Origin of the sequence: Halegenticoccus soli (genome assembly GCF_002844195.1) — an archaeon.
In the GTDB taxonomy this organism is placed as follows: Archaea; Halobacteriota; Halobacteria; order Halobacteriales; family Haloferacaceae; genus Halegenticoccus; species Halegenticoccus soli.
In genome coordinates this window covers 185,455-203,421 of sequence record NZ_PEND01000003.1, presented here as the reverse complement: position 1 = coordinate 203,421, position 17,967 = coordinate 185,455, and the positions used below count along the sequence as shown (strand labels likewise).

Here is a 17,967-nt window from a genome sequence, read left to right as displayed (position 1 = left end):
AGACCGGTATATCGAAAAAAGTCTATACAAAAATCGATTCGGAATCTAAAGGGAGTGACTGGCGTTATCCGTGATGCGATAGTGCTCTTTCTGCACGGTTACGCGATGCTCGTTCGAGCGAAACACGCGTCAACACACCATCAGCAATTACTTTTCCTCTCATTCGGGTACGTAATGCTGATAAATATGGGTATAGTGATGGTACTCTGGAGGTATGGTTCGGTAGTGGACCTTCCGCTTCGCGGGCAGGTTGATATCTGGGACGTTTATTTGCCGCTAGTTGCCATCGCATCCGCTCCCGCAATCGGGGTGGCCGTCGAAATCGCCCGTAACTACTTGAATGGCGGCCGTGCCACGATACTGGAGGGTACTTGGCCCCATCGGACTATCGTTGGCTTCGAGGTCGTGGTAATACTGCTCGCACTATACTTCACGACAGACTATCTGACCGGAACGCTGCTCGGCCCAGTCGTTGACCTTACCGGAGACGTTTGGAGTGGCGTCGTCGGACAGACGGCTGCGGAACGAGTACCAGTTAGTAACTACGTTGCTTCCATCGCTGGGTTCTACCTGTGGGGCGCGATATTTTTCTACTATATCCGCCGTGAACGGCTGAGCGACTTATTACCGCTGACGAAATATTCAGGCGTATTCTTCAGCCGCGACTACGCCGTTCTCGGATTAGCCATTACGCTCTCCGTGACTGCAGGGCGAATAGGCCGACCGTTGTTCGTAAACTTCGTCGTGGCCCCCACCTACCCGATAGTGGCAAGCGTGAGCCCGGCGATTGGATTCTGGTACATCATCATCTCAGTATCGGTGTCGTACGCAATTCTTTACATTGCAGCCTTCGTCATTCCTCTCTATCTGGTTGGAACGACTAGCCAAACGGTCGGGAAATTCTCGACAGAATGTCGGCCGTTGTGTGATACAACCAGACAGGCGGAAATCACAGAGTTCGCCCCAGGACCCGCCCGACTCGTCGACGAATAGTCCGAAGTCCCATACCGGGCTATTCAGTGTGGTCAACCGCCGCGGAAACGCTCGTCGCTGTCGAGTTAGACAAACATGGCGTATACGAACCCGGAGAGCCAAGCGTGAGTGACGCACGCGCGTGGATTGACCTATGGAGACGATCTTGTATGGGTTCATCCGCGGTATCTCGACTAACGCAGCAGACCCTACGAGAAGCCACTCTCTGGCCGTGCTGAACCTCAAGCGGTCTCCAAGTTGGGTGGGTGCGTCACGACGCGAAAGGTGTTCACTACCGACCGAGTATACGCTGTTAGTTTACAATCCGCATGCCTGGGAACGCGTTGACACGTAGAGGCAAATTTTTCTCCGCGTCGCACCAACCGATGAGGCATGACTGACGATTCGGAGCAGCCAGAAAACGGGGTGGACCTGCAACGAAGCGTCGATGACTACATCCGGAGCGCTCACCCGCCTCCTGCAGAGATCCTCGAACTGGATTTCGTCTATGAGGCGCTCGCCCATCCGAGACGGCGGTACATCATCTATTCACTCCTCTCGAGCTCGCGCTGGACGCTCAGGAAGTTGGCGACGAAGCTCGTCGCTTGGGAGCAAGACATTCTCGAGGAGGACGTTACTGACACCGCTCGCGACGAGATGTACGTTTCGCTGTATCACACTCACGTCCCGAAGCTGGTCAAATTGGATATCATCGACGTCGAGGACGGCGAGACTGAAGAGATACTCGTCGCAGACGAGAACGCCGTGCAGGTGCTCGCCGTCCTCGAGGGGGCAGGGGCGAGTCTCGACGCTGCTCAGGAATCACACGCACGGAGAGACTACGACCAGGGGTAACCACAAGAAACCTTAAGCTAGGAGTGACACCGATGGACGAGAAATCAGCCAATTCAAGTCCCTCGTATGAGCCTGACCATCCCAGAACCGAACCCGCATCCGCCGAAAGGCGAGTGGATGCTCCGACGCCCGGGGAAGTCTCTGATAGAGGTTGGACCTTCGTGACACAGGCCCATTACGATCCTGGCGGGCCTCGCGACTTGACCACCGTGATTATCAGTGCGATCGCCGAGGCCGAGGACGTCTCATTGACCGACATTAAGCACCCACGATTGTACGAACTAGTGGACGTCACAACCATCGAACGCACGCTCTTCGGCCAATCTGAGACGACCGAAACCAACAGGGAAGCGACCGTCGAATTCCAGTACAAGCAATACAAGGTGCGCATTGAAGCCGACGGTTGGGTAACTGTCTTCGATCGCTCCACGGAAGGAGCGGCTGAGAGAGACGCCTAGTGGCTGTCCGTCCAAGGAGACTGGAAACATGCCAGACGAACGTGAGACCGATTCATCAACTGACTCGCTGACACGGCTGGAGAGCCTCGTCAGTCAGTATCACTATGACCTGGATGAGACGTACGATTTGACGGCTGCCATCCTCAAAGCCGTCGCCAAAGCAGAAGAGGTCGACCTACTGTCCATCACGGGACCGCCGTTCTTGTACGACTCGATTGACGCGGTGGCTCTCGAAGAGTCCTTGTTTACCGATCCGACGAGTGCTGACCCTCAGGCGGTCCAGTTTTCATTTTACGGCTATGAGATCACTGTTGAGAGTAATGGCTGGATTCAGGTGTATGAACGGCCGCCCGGGTGACTCTCGCTTATTCATCTGAGTGACTGTGAATCAGTATTAGGATCATCCAAGATATGTGCCGTGTTCTGGGATACGTTTCAACTCCTATACGACCTCCGTGGTAGCACGTCTCGGGAGAAGGGGGTATCGCACATCAAAAATTTGGCTTGATTCAAGGGGTACACAACCTAGTGCCGAAACCCTGCAACGGATCCCACTCAGAAGGCAAGCCAAACGCCGGTAGAAGCCGCTCATGGGTTAGTTGAATAACTGTATTAGCAAACCGGCCCCCGCACATCTTCACAACGGCCTCTCAGAATACCGTCCGAGAGTAGTCAACAAGAGAGCGTTGGCCATCACGATTTTTACTGATGGTCACCCACCGAGTTAGTGGGAGAGACCAGCGTACTCGCCACCGATTCAACCAGGTCTCTTCCGCTGGGGTCAGCACCCCTCAGATGGATAGGTTGTGTCGCCAGCACGCCAGTTCCCTCTCCGGGGTCTCGTCTTTGGTCCGACTCCGTTTGAGAACGCCTTCGACTGACGGAGGCCCTGAAGTAGGTTCAGAGATCGTCGAGCAGAATCTCACAGCGGCACCTATTGATCGAGAAAAAATCGGATTGAAGCTGCCGTCGACGCACAAGGCGATTCGGATGACATTCGAGGCGAACCCCACGACTCAAGTCGTGGGAGGAAGCCGACAGGGTACTCAACAGCCAATACACGGTTGTTTAGCCGAGTTTCGACAGGTTTAGGTATCATGTGAACGTCTGCCATGACAGTCAGGTGACGCACAAGTCGTTGCCTGTACGGGTCGAGAGTAGGCCGGCCCCGAACTCGGGGACTGTGACCGCGAACGGGTGCGAGTCCCGTTCCCCGCGTGGGGATAGAGCGCGAGAACACCGGGAATGAAATCGGCGGGACAACTTCCGACGCGGGTTCGGTAAGCGAGGTCGCAGCACACACTCCGACCCGCTGCCCAACTCGGATGCAGGAAGCCGGGCCTTCGACGGCGGATGAAGCGTGGGCCGAAACCCATCGGGGGAAAGCCCACGACTAAAGTCGTGGGTAGCTTACGAGAGAGAAGAAGACGAGGAACTCTTCTTCGTAAACTCCAGTATTCCGGAGTTAAAGGCGCTGCTTCACAAATCTCGTCTGAGGGCACAGAACATCCGGGAGCGACGGCAATGATCAGTGACCTGTTAAAACCAGATCAGGTGTTGAAGGTGCTCTCTGCTTCCGGAAGTGGCTTAATGCGGAATACATAGTCCGCATAAGCACCGTCAAGATTCACAGGATGCTCCTCGACGGTATGCTCCTGACAGAGGAGGGCCTCTGCCTCGACGGCACCGTGTCCTGTTTCCTCTTGATACCGTTCAAGGACGACAAAGGTTGCAGGCTCTTCGCAGCCCCGACGGTGACACGTACGAGGAGGGTCCGGGGAGTTTCCCTCTTCGGGTTGGGTTTCGTCTTCTTCATCGTGATCGTCGCGTGGCGGCTCAGCTTCATTGAGACGATCACGCGCCTCCGCTAATTCCCGCTCTCGCTGTCGATTCTCTTTATCGTGAGCTTTCTTGTCTCGGCTTTTTTTCGTGTCGGCCATGTAGGACGGAGGAGCCGAAGTGGGATAACCCTGTGGCCGCTAAAGTTGTGGGTTCCCGTGTCGAAGTATGTGTGATACCGTTGTTCGACAGTGAGAGTCTTGTGCACGGCGTCATCGAAGCGTTCTCGCAACTCTCCGCTAATGTTCGATTTGAGATTTTGGAAGGCACTCATCGGTTGAGCTAGTTGTTGCTCGATCAGCCTCAAACTGCTGTCGGTGGTTTGCAAGACGAATTTTAAGCCATGAATGGAAATCCGATTCGTCTGCATCTGTAGAGAGTTCATTGGGCCTTGTTTCGAGTGTCTCAATTTGGTGCATGCGTTTCAATAATGGATGAGCAAGTGCTGAGTCGGCGAGTAGAATCGCCTTCTTGGTTTTTCTCTCAAGTCGCCCGATGAACTTTGTAGGGAGTTGCACCCTTTGTGAAGGCGGTTTTCACTTTGGCAAGTCAGAGCGGGATCTCAAAGAGAATCTCATCATCGTCGAACTCGCGGAGTCCCTGTCAGCGTAAGCGGGTTTCATTCGCATCAAGGAGATCTTGTTCCCGGGTAGCCGTGAGTGAAAGACCGTTTTCGGCGAGTGCGTCTGCGTACCACTCGGCAGTGACATCCTCCCACAACTGAAGTCGTGGGCTTCCCACAAGCCGTTCTTGCTGAGTTGGGTGTTTGCAGGTTTGCACTCCACCACCGCAGTCGGAGTTGGAATCTCCGAGCGCAGTCCCGTGAGGGTATTGGTGGACTGCTGGCAGTGCCACGCTACCGGTACTCCTATCCTCAACGTGTTCTAACCCGTCGTTTCGGTTCCGGCGGGACCGAAAACACGTCGTCGTCAGATTCGGAGTTACTTGCTTTGAGTCGCACTCGGACGCGCCAGAAGGGGTCTACCTTCCGCTCTTTTGGTTGTTGTTGGTTGTGTTCGTCCGATACTACAATAGACGGCGGGAAGTATCGTAAGCGTTTCCACGACAAAGACGGCGATTCATCCCACGACTCAAGCCGTAGGTTTTCTCGCCTGCAATTCTATAACTCCCTGTATTTACTATAGTTCGTAATCGTGAAGGCAGTTATCTTTCGTTAGATAGGCCTACCACGAGCAAGGACATCTCGTCGGTGAGGTGGCGATAGTTCAAAACAACTGCGGTGAGTTCTAGGGATGCTGGACAACAAAAGTAATCAAACGACGCCAGTCTTCAACGCCAACGAGAGGTACTCAGTCGACGTGTCTGCTCTAATTCCTGTGAAACTCCTTTAGGTGGCTTAATAGGCCGTTTGTTGTTCTAACAGAGCCTTCTCCGTGCTCCTGGCTGGAAACGCGAACTGTCGAAATAAGCATGGAATTACTGCTTTCATAGGGCGTACTAAAGAGGATCTAAACGAGAATAGTCATTTATTTCGTAACTGTATTTTTTGATTCGAATCTGATTTTTCCAAAGTTCGCAATCGGGGATATTGTGCAGATACATTTGTAGAGGCCTCCTAAATCCGTTCAGATCGTTGTTCTCCTCAGGTTGTTTTCTTAAATAGAATCTCGTTTGAATCTTAGACTTTGCTGACGGTAGGCACTCGGTTGGTCCCAGGGTTGCGTGTGCAGAATAGCGAGGACGATCCTTGCTGTTCGGGTCGTAATTCTATGACTACCCCATTTCGAGTGAGAGATCGGTTTGATCAGTTTTTGACTGAATTTTAAGATCAATTAGCCGTTCGTGGAATACCTGAAATGGAGTGCACAGGAAACCCTCCATCGTCTGTATTCTATATCGAATCTCGATCGGTGGAGCGGTGGGGGTTTAAAAGGTGTACAAGTAAACGGATGATCTCCGCGTACGCAAGGCCAAAAACGCGTCAGAGGTCGACAGTACTAAACGATAACTCTGCGTGTCAAGAGCTCACCATTAAGTGGCGTTGATTGTGTAACGCTCCGGACGGGCGCGGTCTACAGCCCAGTAAAGAGAAGGAAGACTTAGGAGTCTTTTATGAGTACGTGCGGCCGCATGGTGCTCGATACACACACTCACGCCTGGGGACCGCCGACGCCGGAGCATCCGTGGACGAACGGCCCATTAGTTGAGGAGTACGTCGATAGCTTTTCGGTGAGCACCGTCTACCGGAGCGAGGCACTGCTCAAGGACATGGACGAAGTCGGCGTTGACGAGGCCGTCGTCGTCGGCTATCCGATCGGCGAGTGGACGGACAACTGGTACACTGAACGCGCCGCCGGCCACGACCGCCTCTACGGCGTCGTACTGCTCGACCAGTTCGCCGACGGTGCTGCGGACGAACTCCGCCAATCGATGGCCGTCGACGGTGTGATTGGCTTTCGCCTCGGTGCGATTTGCCCCTATGATCGAATGTGGGAAACGTTTGACCCTGACGTAACGTGGCTTCGCGACGCGATCAACGAAACGGAGTTCTGGGAGGCGGCACGGCAGACGGATGCGTTCGTTCAGATTCTCGCACACCGAGAGCAACTGGATCAAGCAGTCGAACTCGTCGAAACCTATCCTGACCTGACGTACGCGTTCGACCACTTCGCTCACGCCGATCCTACCGTGTCTCCCGAGGAAGGATCGTTCAGTCGATTTGCTGACCTCGCCGAGTACGAAAACGTCACCGTCAAAGTCTCGGAGATCCCACACCTGTCGAACGAGGCGTTTCCCTACGAGGACATGCACGACCACGTCCGGTGGTTACTCGAGACCTTCGGACAGGAACGGGTCATCTGGGGCTCCGATTATCCGAACGTCAGTGACATCGCTACCTACGAGGAGAGTCTTCGGTGGATTGAGTACGTCGATGGCCTCTCGACTGCCGACCGGGAATGGATAACTGAAAAAGCATTCCGACGGCTTGTCGACGTCAGGTAACTCCGTCGGAGCTCGAATTCGGAGCGAACTGGTCGTTCACACGCCGAGCTCTGTAGCCGGTCGAAAAAGACGATGAAAACCGATGCTATGAGCTGAGTTCAGGAGGTCACCGGGTGGGATAATTCACGACGTCAAATCGGTACGATCCCGACTCGACCTCCAGCACGATCGCCTCGTTTTCGTCGAATACGCGTCGTATCCCATCCGGAAGCCTCGCTTTGGCGCCGTCGTTCCAGACTTCACCTTCGAGTTCGGTTACCGTGATGTCGTTCCTCTCGATCGGGATTCGGACCGTGACGACCGAGTTCCACGGCACTTCGACTTCGAGCGTGATTCCGTCGTCCGTACGGTCCCATCGAGAGAACAGCCGCCCGTTCTTCGTCTCAATCTCTCCTTCGGCCCAGTCTAGATCGTCGATAATGAGCGGCGCGATCCGTAGTCCACTCGTGTCATCGGCAGATTCGTCGAATCGGAGCCCTGCAATCGCTTCGAAGAGCCACTCCGAGACGAAGTTGAACGGAGAGTGATTGAACGAGTTCATTCCGTCACCGATCCGGGAATCGCTGTCCCACCGTTCCCACATCGTCGTCGCCCCTTGTCGAACCATGTACACCCAGCCGGGCCGTTCGGGCTGACTCACGACTTGGTAAGCGATTTCCTCGTATCCGTAATTGACGAGCGTGTGGATCAGCGGTCGCGTCCCGAGGAAGCCAGTCTGAAGCTTGTTCCCGTCGGAATGAACTTTCTCCGCCAGACCTGCCGCGACAGCCTCTTCGCGTTCGTCCGGTACCAATCCCACGAAGAGGGGGACAGCGTATGACGCCTGCGTTCCCGGCCCGTACTGTCCCCCGTCAGCGTCGAAAAACGCCTCGTTGAACGCTTCCGCAATCTGTCCGGCGCGAGTAGCGTACAGCTCGGCATCCGCATTGTTGCCCAAGACAGTTGCGATCTTCGCGAACAAGTGCGTCGTGTGGTAGTGGAACGCCGTATTGAACAGATCGAACGGTAGTCCGCGTCGTCCGTCGTTGTTCTCGAATGCGAGCCAGTCGCCGTAATTGCCGTACTCGTCCGGAACGATGCCGTCATCTGACTGGTCGTGCCAGTAGTCGACGTACCGTCGCATTCCCTCGTAATGGCATTCCAGGACGCCCACATCCCCGTAGTGTCGGTACAGGTGCCAAGGAATCGTAACTTGGGTGATTCCCCACGTCGGATCCTCTGGCACTGTTCCGTACCCGTACGGAATCGTATCAGCGATGTATCCGTGTTCGGACTGTGCGTCGGCATGGTCGTCAAGCCACTTCTCGTAGAAGAGCAGTGCATCGAAGTTGTACATCAGTGCGCGCGCCGCGATGTGATTGTCCCCTGTCCAGCCGAATCGTTCGTCCCGCTGGGGACAGTCTGTCAGCACACTGTGTATATTTCCTCGCAGCCCCCACCGAGCGTTTCGCTGGACCTGACTCAAGTCTTCGTTCGAACAATCGAACGATCCGATCGATCTCACGTCGGTGTGGACGACGCGAGCGCGCACGTCTTCCGGAGCTAACTCACCGGGATAGTTCTCCACTTGAGCGTAGCGGAATCCGTGGTAAGTAAATCGAGGGTGGTACGTCTCGCACTCCGATCCGGCAGCGATGTACGTATCAGTCGCATCAGCTGTTCGAAGATCCACTAACGAGAGGCTTCCGTCTTCGAGTAAGGTCTCGGCGTGTCGGATCCGTATCTCGTCGCCTTCGCTCGCACCGTCGATTGTCAGTTCGACCCACCCAACGAGATTCTGACCGAAATCGATAATCGGACCGTCGTTGTGATCGTGTACTTCGACGGGGTTGAGCGTCTCGGTCACCCGAATCGGTGGCGTCCGTTGCGGAACGAGGTCCCCGCCGGGAGAGTCGACTACCGTCGCCCCGTCCCACTCGGCGTCGTCGAACCCTGGCTCTGCCCAGCCTGGCTGCTCAAGTCGTGCGTCGTACGTCTCCCCGTCGTAGATGTCGTTCATCACGATAGGACTTTGTGATGCCCGCCAAGAGCTGTCGGTCGAGACGGATCGCGTCGTCCCGTCCTCGTATTCGATCTCGAGTTGGAGTATCGCCCGCGGAGCGCCGAATCCGGTCCAGTCACGGGCATTCCTGGAGAACCATCCCCTGCCCAACCAGATACCGAGGGCGTTTTCGCCTTCTTCGAGTGCGTCCGCGACGTCATACGTGCTATATAAGGCCCGTTCATCGTACTTCGTCCAGCCGGGATTGAGTACGTCGTCACTGATCTTCTTGCCGTTGACGTACAACTCCCCGTACCCTAGCGTGCACACGTGGGCCATCGCACGCTTGACCTCGCCGCCGAGAGTGACCTCGGATCGCAAGAGCGGCGAGCCGGGAGCGGTTCGTGACTCGTAGTACCCGTTGACGAGACGCTGGCCGCCCCAGCCGTCCTCCTCAGTGCTTGACGAGGCTTCGACCGGTCGGCCCAGCGCGAGGTCGTCGCCGTTCGCGTCGCGAACTGCTAGTGCTGCGAGCGAAAACGTCCGCCAGGCCCGACGCTCCTCACCTACGTACTCAGTCTTCAGCTGGTGAAACGGATCGCTTGGAGGGTCAGACGGGTCAAACTCGTAGAGCTCGGTCGCCGTAATCCGAACGTAGCGCGCCGAGACGTCGGTATCGATAGCGACGGTGTCCGTTCCGGGGTTTTCCTGTGCCGTGTCCGTTCGGTCGACCACCGTCCGCGAGTCTTCGAAAGTTGGATCGTCGGAAACATCGATACGATAGCGGACGGGGAATCCGAACCCACTCGGACCGCCCGCATCGGCGAATTCTCCGGGCGGATCGCCCGCAGCGTACACCGCCGAGACTTCCATTCCGTCTGGGGTTTCGGGGCCGTTGAACGGGTTCGCCGGGTAAAGTTCGACTCGGTCGATCGGCTGTGAACCGCCGAGGTCGACTTGAATCCACTCCTCAGCGTCAGTGTCGGCGGGATGCCATCGGCTCACGTATCCGTTTGAATCTCCGCCGTCAGGGCGGTATCCGATCCATCCTCCCTCCCACGCCCGGTCACCTGCTAACGCCGTTGAAAACGTTGCGACGTCGGCCCATTCCGACGGCCGATCGTTCTCGTCCCAGACGCGAACCGTCCAGTAATAATCCGCATTCGAGTCTAGCTTCGTTCCATCGTAGGTGACGTTCGTCGTCTTAGAACTGTACACCTTACCGGTGTCCCATAGCTCGCCGCGTTCTTCGGCTGCAGCATCCGGGCTCCGGGCGACGAGGATTCGATAGGCGGTTTGTTTCGCCCCTCGATCGGATGAGTTCGCACGCCACGAAAACCGAGGTTCGGTCGGCTCGACATTGATCGGGTTGGTCTCGTATTCGACTCGAAGGTCGTCCACGTCTACGGAGCGCTCCCTCCTGGACATTGGCGGCATAGGGTGCGTGGTTCGTAGTAGCGTGACTTAGATGTTGGGTTGACGGTTCATTCGGCGAGAACCAATCGATCGGATCATTCAGTGAGGACTGCGAAGCGGCGTTCATGTGAACTGGCGGAGCGTCCCGGTATGTACGTTCGGCGTACACGGTACCGTAAATTATAATATGTGGGAATCTACTTTATCCGATGGTCAATGACAGCACCTGGCATACTAGGCGCGGCCGTAGTACAGACTTTAGGAAGCCAAACGCTCGTTGTGACGGAGTGGACCGCGATTAGCGTGTTCCTCCTGGGGTTGATCGTTTTCGGGGCGTATATGCGCCAAAACACCGTCAACTCGGCGAGCACGTTCCTCGCAGATCGATCCCTCCCACCGCTGGTCCAGGCTTTCTCCACGGTGGCGACGAATCTAAACGCAAACGATTTCCTCGGCCTCGCTGGATTCGCGTACGCGTTCGGTATTATCGTCCTGTTAGGCCCGATTACCAACGCGATCGCGATCGTGTTCGCGACGATCGCAATCATTCCCTTCATCAGGCAGATACAGGCCTTTTCACTGGGCGAATGGCTCAACGAACGGTTCGCGAGCCCGGTGGGGGACACGTACGACTTCATCTGGACGTTCGTTTGGATGTTCGTCAACATGGGACTGTACATCTACGCTGGATCGCTCGTCCTGAACACGCTGCTCGGATGGGATCTCTGGTTCTCGATCGGCGTTGTAGTTTTCATCGGGACCGCATACACGATTCTCGGCGGGTTCGGCGCCGTTGCCGGTTCTGATACCATCCAGTTCGTCCTCATGTTCGTCCCGCTGGCGTTACTCCTCCCGATCTCGTTGAAAATGGTCGGCGGAATACCGGGACTCCTCCAGGGGCTCGAACCGTATCAAGCGTCCATGACGCCCACGGAGCACCCTCTCGCGGCCGAGTTTCCGTTCGGCGGTCCAGTCGCCATGTTTCTCCTGTACTTCGGCTTTCTCGCGTCCTCAATTTCTTACTGGAGCGCGGAGTCCCAGATTCTCCAGCGCCCGCTCGCGGCCGAGAGCGCCGAATCCGCTCAGATCGGGTATCTGTATACGGGCATCTGGTACGCGGTTCTCGTTCCGCTGTTCATCCTCATTCCCGGTTTGACAGCGGCCGTGTTGTACCCAAACCTCGAGGTTGCTGATCACGCGATGCCGATGCTCATTCAGGATGTCATGCCGCCCGGCCTCTACGGCGTTGTGATCGTTGGATTGCTCGCCGGCGTTCTTTCTAGCGTCGATTCACAGCTCAACAATTTCCAGACGTTACTGACTGAGCGTATTTATCGGCGGTACGTTGCCTCGGATCGCTCGCCCGATCACTACGTGAGGGTAAGTCGAATGGCGGGTATCGTATTCATGATCGCCTGTATCGCGATGGCGTACGTTTTTTCCCAGCAAGACTCCATGTACTTGGTCGCAGTGTCGATACTCGCAACGATCATGCCCACGTTCGCCGCCGTCGCAATCGTCGGCGGACTGTGGGACGGGGCGACGACGACGGGTGCACTCACCGGCGTCGGAGTGGGCCTCGCCACCAGCGTCTTCATGGGGTTCGAACTCGGCCATGAGGCGGTGTACTCCCGGTCGCTCTACTCCCTCATCTTGGTGGTGGTCATCGTAGGCATCGTGAGCGCGTTCACGACCCGGAAAGACGAAGAAACACCGACTAACTTCTCGGATTCGTCCTCGACTACGGAGACGATGGTCTCCTCCCGCGTCAAGCGAACCGCACTCACAACCATAGCCGTCGGGCTACTGACGCTCGTTGCGGCGATAGTCATCTTCCAGGTGTGAAACCATGCAGGACCAACACGGTACCTCAACGAAGGACGGACAGGCAAGCGACCTATCGACGATTCAAAAGACCGACGACGAGTACGATCTCCCGATCGAACTGTTCGCCGGTACGATCATTCTCACCATGGGAATTCTCGTCCTCGTAACTCCGATCGTCACCGAGATGCCCACGGACTCGCCGTGGAACCCCACCGCGATGAACGTCATCACCGGCGGTATTTACTTGCTCATCGGAGCAGGTTTCCTCCGCCGTGCCGGATTCCCGTAAGCTCAGTCGACTCTGAACGAATAGCGACCGATACCGGCTTTTTCGAGCATATTTCCTGTCCCAAGTCGGCCAAAGCCTACGAGCGCTTTGGCCGGCTCGTAGAGGCGTGGAGCGATGGCCCCGCCTTCATAACGTCTACGGCTTCCATCAAATCACGCGGTCAGCCCAAGAGTTCACGTTCTTCGTTCTAAAGCTCTAATGGGGAGAGCGGTGCCGTTATCCGGTATTGTCGGACGAAGTAGCCGCCTCAGTCAGTCAGTGCTACGGCCGCTCGGACCCTCAGTTCCCGTCAAAACAGGACAGCGGCCGTATCACCAGTTAGGGAGTTCTGGCCGTTGCTAACAATTACAACACGGGGATTACTGCCCTACGTGTGTAACTCCACACTGTCCGGTGTTACCGGATGAAGTCAGGAGTAGGTCATGTTGACTTCGACGACGTTTGCGGCACTCAGAACGCTTTTCGGGATTCGGTCTTCGAAAACCTCCCCATCGAACCGGTTTGTCGGACCGGAAACGCTGATAGCGCCGAGAGGCGTATCTGAGGGGTCACAGATCGGAGCTGCGACACAGCGCATTCCTCGAACCCGCTCCTCATCGTCTATCGCGTATCCACGCTCGCGGACGGTTTCGAGTTGCTCTTTTAATTCGTCTGTGTCCGTGATCGTCTTCTGCGTTACGCCGGGCAGTCCGCGTCGATCGATGATCGCGTCGACGTGCTCTTCCGGGAGCTTCGCAAGGATTGCCTTCCCCAGTGCCGCCGTGTGGAGGTGCACGCGCATGCCGACGTGGGTATCGAGTTGGACAGCCTCTTCGCCCTTGACCTTGTAGAGGAAGACGCCCATTCCGTGTTCTTCGATCAGCAGATTGGCGTGCTCGCCCGTTTTCTCGGCTAACTTCTTGATCTCCGGTGAGGCAACGCGGTACAGTTTCATCCGGCTCCGAGCATATCCCCCGAGTTCCAGAAAGCGCGCACCGACGTAGTAAGTCCCGTCAATGTTAACGAGGTATTCGATGTCGGTCAGCGTCTTGAGGTGGTCGTGAACCGTGCTCTTCGGCATATCGAGCTCGTCGGCAACCTCGGCGACGCCCGCACCGTCAAGCGCACGCAACGTTTCGATGATTCTGAAACTCGTCGCCGCAGCCTTCACCGGAAATTGGGCCTGTTTTGGCATCTGCTACCAAGTGGTGGCACCACCACTTAATCCTTGTCCGGTCATCCCGGATAACTGTCTTCTAGCTTTTATTCCTTTCCTCGAAGCCGAGTTCGTTGAGGACATTTTCTCCGCGATAACAAACACGGTTCCACTGATGAATAATGGCTAATTCTAGGTGGCTGATCGAATAGTTCGACAATGAGTGTAGAAAAACGGTAGTACGAGCGAGACGAACAGAGCGCCAAAAGGGAGCGCAGATAGAAGCTCCCCCGAGTTGCGTCTCCGTAGTTTAGTCAAACTGTGAGATTACTTCGTCTGCGAACAGTTCCATGCCGCCAATGTCTGGGAAGTCGACAAACCAGCATTGAAATTTCGTGATACCGCGCTCTATTCGTCGTTCAATCGCCTCTGCGCACTCCTCGGGCGTTCCTGCGACGAAGTACTCCTTGGCATCCGCCTCGGTTTCGATATCGGCCTGGTCGACGTACTCCTCTTCGAACTGGATGGGAATCATGAGATCGAGCACCCGTTTGAGTTTCTCGGACTCGCGGGTACAGATGACGTGGCCGTCCCACGAGTACTCGATCTCATCGGGATCTCGGCCAACGGTGTCGCAATGGCGCTCAATGACGTCTATTTTGTGTTCAAGCGTTTTCGGTCTACCATTGAAGACGTCAGTGTTCCAGATGTCCGCGTGATTGGCGACAAGCTTCAGCGTCACCTGTTCGCCCTGTCCGCCAACGAGAATCGGCGGATGGGGCTCTTGGATAGGGCCGGGGGCGCAATAGGCATCGTCGATTTCGTAGTGGTCGCCATCGAAGGAGGCTCCCTCGCCGGGCTCCGCGGCCCACATCTCTTTCATCAGTCGGATGGCCTCGTCGAGGCGCATCAATCGCTCGAAGCCATCGCGGTACTCATAGCCGTAGGCGTCGTACTCGGGTTCGTGCCAGCCGGCCCCGAGACCGAGCTCGAGGCGGCCCTCAGAGATCACGTCGAGCGTCGCAGCCATCTTGGCGACCAGTGCCGGGTTGCGGTAGTCGTTGCACAGTACTAGCGAGCCGATGTTGATCTCCTCTGTGAAGCCAGCCATCGCCGAGAGCAGCGTCCAGCACTCGTACTCGGCACTGTCACGTCCGAGCAGCAGGTGATCCGGCGCCCACGCGGCATCGAAGCCGAGGTCCTCAGCCTTCAGGATGCCCTTCTTCGTCGTCTCCCAGTCGAGTGCCTCGTAGCAGGGCGTGTCCCGGTGGACCGGTTCGGACCCCTCGTCGGGCGCTCCGGCGAACACCGGCACGTTGTATTCGAACGTAATGTCGGTCATCTGTGTGGCAGGATCACTCGACCTCGTGGTGTTCTAACGCTTCACGGTTGACCTCCGAACTGAGACCAACCCCGTCGGGTAGCGGGATGACGCCGTCTTCGGCCTGCGGCGGATTGGCGTAGATGGCGTCAGCGTAGGTCGATTTCTTCTCGCTCTCGCGTTCGGCGTACCATTCGGGAATGGGGAAATACTCGGCCATCGGTGAGTTGGTCGACGCGGCGATGAAGTGGAGATGAGGGTTCGTCCCGGAGTGGGGGACCACCGGCACGTCGTGAGCGCTCGCCATGGCGTCAATCCGCAGTAATTCGGTCAGCCCGCCACAACGGTGGACGTCGGGTTGGAGGATGTCCACGGCCCCGCGCTCGATAAGTTCCTTATGTCCCCATCGGGTAAACTCGTGTTCACCGCCGGAGATGGGCACGTTCGAAGCCTCGCGGACCTCGGCGTAGCCGTCGATGTCGTCCGGGATGACCGGCTCTTCGATCCACTCCATGTCATAGCGTTCCAGGCGTTTTACCATCTTCTTGGCGTACCGGACGTTCCAACCCATGTAGGCGTCGCCGGCGACCGCGATGTCGTCGCCGACGGCATTGCGGACAGTCCTCACAATCTTCTCGTTCTCTTTCATTCCCACGCGACCAGCCTCGGGCCCGTATCGAAAGCGCAGTTTCATCGCGTCGAAGCCCTTCTCCGCGTAGTCGAGTGCCTCTCGCTCAAGTTTCTCGTGATCGACCGGGTGAAGGTTGCTCGCATAACAGGCGATCTCCTCCTTGACGGGACCGCCGAGAAGTTCGTACACGGGCTTGCCGACTTCCTTGCCGGCGATGTCCCAAAGCGCGAGGTCGACGGCACTGATAGCCTCAACGGCGGCACCCTTTCGGCCGAAGGGGATCGTCGCACGGTACATCGTATCCCACAGGCGTTCACGCTCGCGGGGATCCTCTCTGACGATCAGCTTCGAGAGCGTCTCTTCGACGATGGTTTCGATCGAACCTGTTGCCCAGTTACCGACGCCGATACCGGTGATGCCAGCGTCCGTTTTGACTTCGACAACGACGTCGCCGACCGGCCCCATCCACTTCCGGCGTGCTTGTGGGTTGTCGCCGTCGGCGTTGTTGTACTCGTCGAACTTACTCATGACCGTGACGAGCGGAAATTCGACGAATTCGCCCCAGGACTCGGTACTGACCTTCGTGACGTCTACGTTCGTTATCTCCATGACTGAATGGTCACTCCCATCAACTCGGTACCGAGTGTGTTCACTGCTCACATAAGCGTTTATGACCCGGAGAATTGACGAACCGCTGGAAGGGGGATCGAGAGGGGGCAAACGGAGTCGCGTCGTTGGATTCCACGAAACGAAGGGCGTGTGAGCGGATCACCCCTTTGTTACGTTCTCACCGTCGCCTTTCATCACGTCTTAACGGGAAGTGGCCCCCCACACCGCTGGCGGCGCTAGCGCACCTAAAGATATTTCTACGAGAGTCTCTGATTTACTGGCAGCTCGGCCAGAGCACAACGGCATACCACCATGAAAGCGATAGTTCAGACCGGTCCACGGTCCGTCGAGATTCGTGAGTGCGAGAAACCGCAGCCCGAGGACGACGAGTGCCTCGTCAAAGTCCACTCCGCCGGCCTCTGTGGGAGCGACGCCCACGCGTACAAGTACGAAGGAGGCTACGAGTGGATTCCAGTTCCGCGGATCATGGGACACGAGTATTCCGGTGAGATCGTCGAGATTGGCGACGCCGTCACCGACTTCTCGGTCGGCGACCACGTCGTGGAGGAACCGATCCACGACTGCGGGTTCTGCTTTCAGTGTAAGAACGGCCAGCCCAACGTCTGCCAGAACTTCGAAATTACTGGCATGCACACCGACGGCGCTTACACTGAGTACACGACCGTACATCCTCGTGATCTCCACCACATTCCCGAAGAGGTTCCGCTCAACCAGGCGGCGATCACCGAGCCGCTCAGCATCGCAACCCGAGCGGTGTTCACCCAGTCCTCTGTAACGCCGGGTGATACCGTCCTCGTCGAGGGGCCAGGACCGATCGGCGTGCTGGTCGCCGCGGTCGCCGATTCGATGGGTGCCGACGTCGTTGTTTCGGGTCTCGGCAAGGACAGTGAGTATCGCCTTCCGCTCGTCGAAACACTCGGTGTTGAAACGGTCGATATCGAGGATGCCGATCTCGAGGCGGTCGTCGACGATCGGACTGGCGGTATCGGTTTCGACGCCGTTTTCGACACGACCGGGCACCGAAGCGGCGTCGAGATGGCGGTTAACCACGTCCGAAAAGGGGGCCACATCGTCATCGTCGGTCTTCCGGGGGAGCCGAGCGAGCTGTTCATGACTCCCGTCGTCCGCGGGGAGATCGACCTGAACGCGTCCTATGGTTCGACGTGGCGGAACTTCGAACAGGCGATCCGTCTGCTGGCCACCGGTGCCGTCGACGCAGAGGCGATCATCGATACCTCCTACAGCGTCGTCGATCCGACCGCGGCGTTCGAGGCGTTTCTCGAGTCGGAAACGTGTAAACCTGTCTTCTCGTTCGCGGACCTGTAAGCGGTGCTCCCATCGGGCGATTTCCGCTTGGTTTGACGGGTGAGAACGTCTCGATACGCTTCACAACGAACTACAGCCGCGTGAGCTGATCGGCGTACCAGCCGTGATTCCGCCGTTCGAGCGAAGAAGTCTATGGCTCGTATCGTTTTCCACCCGCGAATCGCCGACTGGCGGCACGCGGAGTACAGGGGAAGGACGAGCCTCTCACGGGTCCAACGCCGGCAGAGAGACCTACAGCGTCTTCGACAGGGACGGTCGCGTCTTTGGTTGTATGGTGTTTGAAGGTCTCAAAGCGATCAGGGGGGTAATGGAGCAGAGCAAGG

At 56.9% G+C, this 17,967-nt stretch carries 13 protein-coding genes; 9 read left to right on the top strand and 4 right to left on the bottom strand.

The window, feature by feature from the left end; all coding sequences use genetic code 11:
- The first annotated feature begins 54 nt into the window (after positions 1–54).
- The 6 genes from CNO20_RS09480 (at position 55) to CNO20_RS09455 (ending at position 7,088) form a co-directional block, all read left to right on the top strand.
- Positions 55–993, top strand: a complete 939-nt coding sequence (locus CNO20_RS09480) for a hypothetical protein (protein WP_143423173.1) — start codon at positions 55–57, stop codon at positions 991–993.
- 372 nt (positions 994–1,365) lie between these two features.
- Positions 1,366–1,827, top strand: coding sequence for a DUF7344 domain-containing protein (locus tag CNO20_RS09475; RefSeq protein WP_101295909.1), 462 nt, complete (start codon positions 1,366–1,368; stop codon positions 1,825–1,827).
- A gap of 32 nt (positions 1,828–1,859) precedes the next feature.
- On the top strand, positions 1,860–2,285 hold the full coding sequence (locus CNO20_RS22550; protein ID WP_143423172.1) for a HalOD1 output domain-containing protein: 426 nt from the start codon (positions 1,860–1,862) through the stop codon (positions 2,283–2,285).
- A 28-nt stretch (positions 2,286–2,313) separates the two neighbouring features.
- Positions 2,314–2,643, top strand: coding sequence for a HalOD1 output domain-containing protein (locus CNO20_RS09465; protein ID WP_101295907.1), 330 nt, complete (start codon positions 2,314–2,316; stop codon positions 2,641–2,643).
- 1,291 nt (positions 2,644–3,934) lie between these two features.
- Positions 3,935–4,156 (top strand): hypothetical protein, encoded by a 222-nt coding sequence (locus CNO20_RS22950; protein WP_158237383.1) that lies wholly within the window; start codon positions 3,935–3,937, stop codon positions 4,154–4,156.
- 2,062 nt (positions 4,157–6,218) lie between these two features.
- Positions 6,219–7,088, top strand: a complete 870-nt coding sequence (locus CNO20_RS09455; RefSeq protein ID WP_101296188.1) for an amidohydrolase family protein — start codon at positions 6,219–6,221, stop codon at positions 7,086–7,088.
- A 106-nt stretch (positions 7,089–7,194) separates the two neighbouring features.
- On the opposite strand, the gene CNO20_RS09450 is transcribed toward CNO20_RS09455, so the two are convergent.
- Positions 7,195–10,497 (bottom strand): family 78 glycoside hydrolase catalytic domain, encoded by a 3,303-nt coding sequence (locus tag CNO20_RS09450; protein ID WP_233204054.1) that lies wholly within the window; start codon positions 10,495–10,497, stop codon positions 7,195–7,197.
- Between the two features lie 204 nt (positions 10,498–10,701).
- On the opposite strand from CNO20_RS09450, the gene CNO20_RS09445 reads away from it, so the two are divergent.
- A complete protein-coding gene (locus CNO20_RS09445; RefSeq protein ID WP_101295904.1) occupies positions 10,702–12,330 on the top strand; it encodes a sodium:solute symporter family transporter in 1,629 nt (542 codons plus the stop codon).
- Positions 12,331–12,334: 4 nt separating this feature from the next.
- On the top strand, positions 12,335–12,601 hold the full coding sequence (locus CNO20_RS09440; protein ID WP_101295903.1) for a hypothetical protein: 267 nt from the start codon (positions 12,335–12,337) through the stop codon (positions 12,599–12,601).
- Positions 12,602–13,010: 409 nt separating this feature from the next.
- On the opposite strand, the gene CNO20_RS09435 is transcribed toward CNO20_RS09440, so the two are convergent.
- From CNO20_RS09435 to CNO20_RS09425, 3 genes are all read right to left on the bottom strand, one after another.
- Entirely contained in the window at positions 13,011–13,775 is a 765-nt protein-coding gene (locus CNO20_RS09435) for an IclR family transcriptional regulator (protein ID WP_101295902.1), read from the bottom strand.
- A gap of 271 nt (positions 13,776–14,046) precedes the next feature.
- Positions 14,047–15,078, bottom strand: a complete 1,032-nt coding sequence (locus CNO20_RS09430; RefSeq protein WP_101295901.1) for a TIGR03560 family F420-dependent LLM class oxidoreductase — start codon at positions 15,076–15,078, stop codon at positions 14,047–14,049.
- A gap of 13 nt (positions 15,079–15,091) precedes the next feature.
- Positions 15,092–16,297 carry an enolase C-terminal domain-like protein gene (locus CNO20_RS09425; RefSeq protein WP_101295900.1) on the bottom strand — a complete coding sequence of 402 codons (1,206 nt, stop codon included), beginning with the start codon at positions 16,295–16,297 and terminating at the stop codon, positions 15,092–15,094.
- A gap of 312 nt (positions 16,298–16,609) precedes the next feature.
- Here CNO20_RS09425 and CNO20_RS09420 point away from each other — a divergent pair, with 312 nt between their 5' ends.
- The gene (locus tag CNO20_RS09420; RefSeq protein ID WP_101295899.1) at positions 16,610–17,644 is read left to right on the top strand and encodes a zinc-dependent alcohol dehydrogenase; all 1,035 of its coding nucleotides are present in this window, start codon (positions 16,610–16,612) and stop codon (positions 17,642–17,644) included.
- Positions 17,645–17,967: the final 323 nt, after the last annotated feature.

Excerpts from the sequence above, each read along its gene's own strand:
- CNO20_RS09475 (WP_101295909.1), top strand. The coding sequence starts at position 1,366 with ATGACTGACGATTCGGAGCAGCCAGAAAACGGGGTGGACCTGCAACGA.
- CNO20_RS22550 (WP_143423172.1), top strand. The coding sequence starts at position 1,860 with ATGGACGAGAAATCAGCCAATTCAAGTCCCTCGTATGAGCCTGACCAT.
- CNO20_RS09465 (WP_101295907.1), top strand. The coding sequence starts at position 2,314 with ATGCCAGACGAACGTGAGACCGATTCATCAACTGACTCGCTGACACGG.
- CNO20_RS22950 (WP_158237383.1), top strand. The coding sequence starts at position 3,935 with ATGCTCCTGACAGAGGAGGGCCTCTGCCTCGACGGCACCGTGTCCTGT.
- CNO20_RS09450 (WP_233204054.1), bottom strand. The coding sequence starts at position 10,497 with ATGTCCAGGAGGGAGCGCTCCGTAGACGTGGACGACCTTCGAGTCGAA.
- CNO20_RS09445 (WP_101295904.1), top strand. The coding sequence starts at position 10,702 with ATGACAGCACCTGGCATACTAGGCGCGGCCGTAGTACAGACTTTAGGA.
- CNO20_RS09440 (WP_101295903.1), top strand. The coding sequence starts at position 12,335 with ATGCAGGACCAACACGGTACCTCAACGAAGGACGGACAGGCAAGCGAC.
- CNO20_RS09435 (WP_101295902.1), bottom strand. The coding sequence starts at position 13,775 with ATGCCAAAACAGGCCCAATTTCCGGTGAAGGCTGCGGCGACGAGTTTC.
- CNO20_RS09430 (WP_101295901.1), bottom strand. The coding sequence starts at position 15,078 with ATGACCGACATTACGTTCGAATACAACGTGCCGGTGTTCGCCGGAGCG.
- CNO20_RS09425 (WP_101295900.1), bottom strand. The coding sequence starts at position 16,297 with ATGGAGATAACGAACGTAGACGTCACGAAGGTCAGTACCGAGTCCTGG.
- CNO20_RS09420 (WP_101295899.1), top strand. The coding sequence starts at position 16,610 with ATGAAAGCGATAGTTCAGACCGGTCCACGGTCCGTCGAGATTCGTGAG.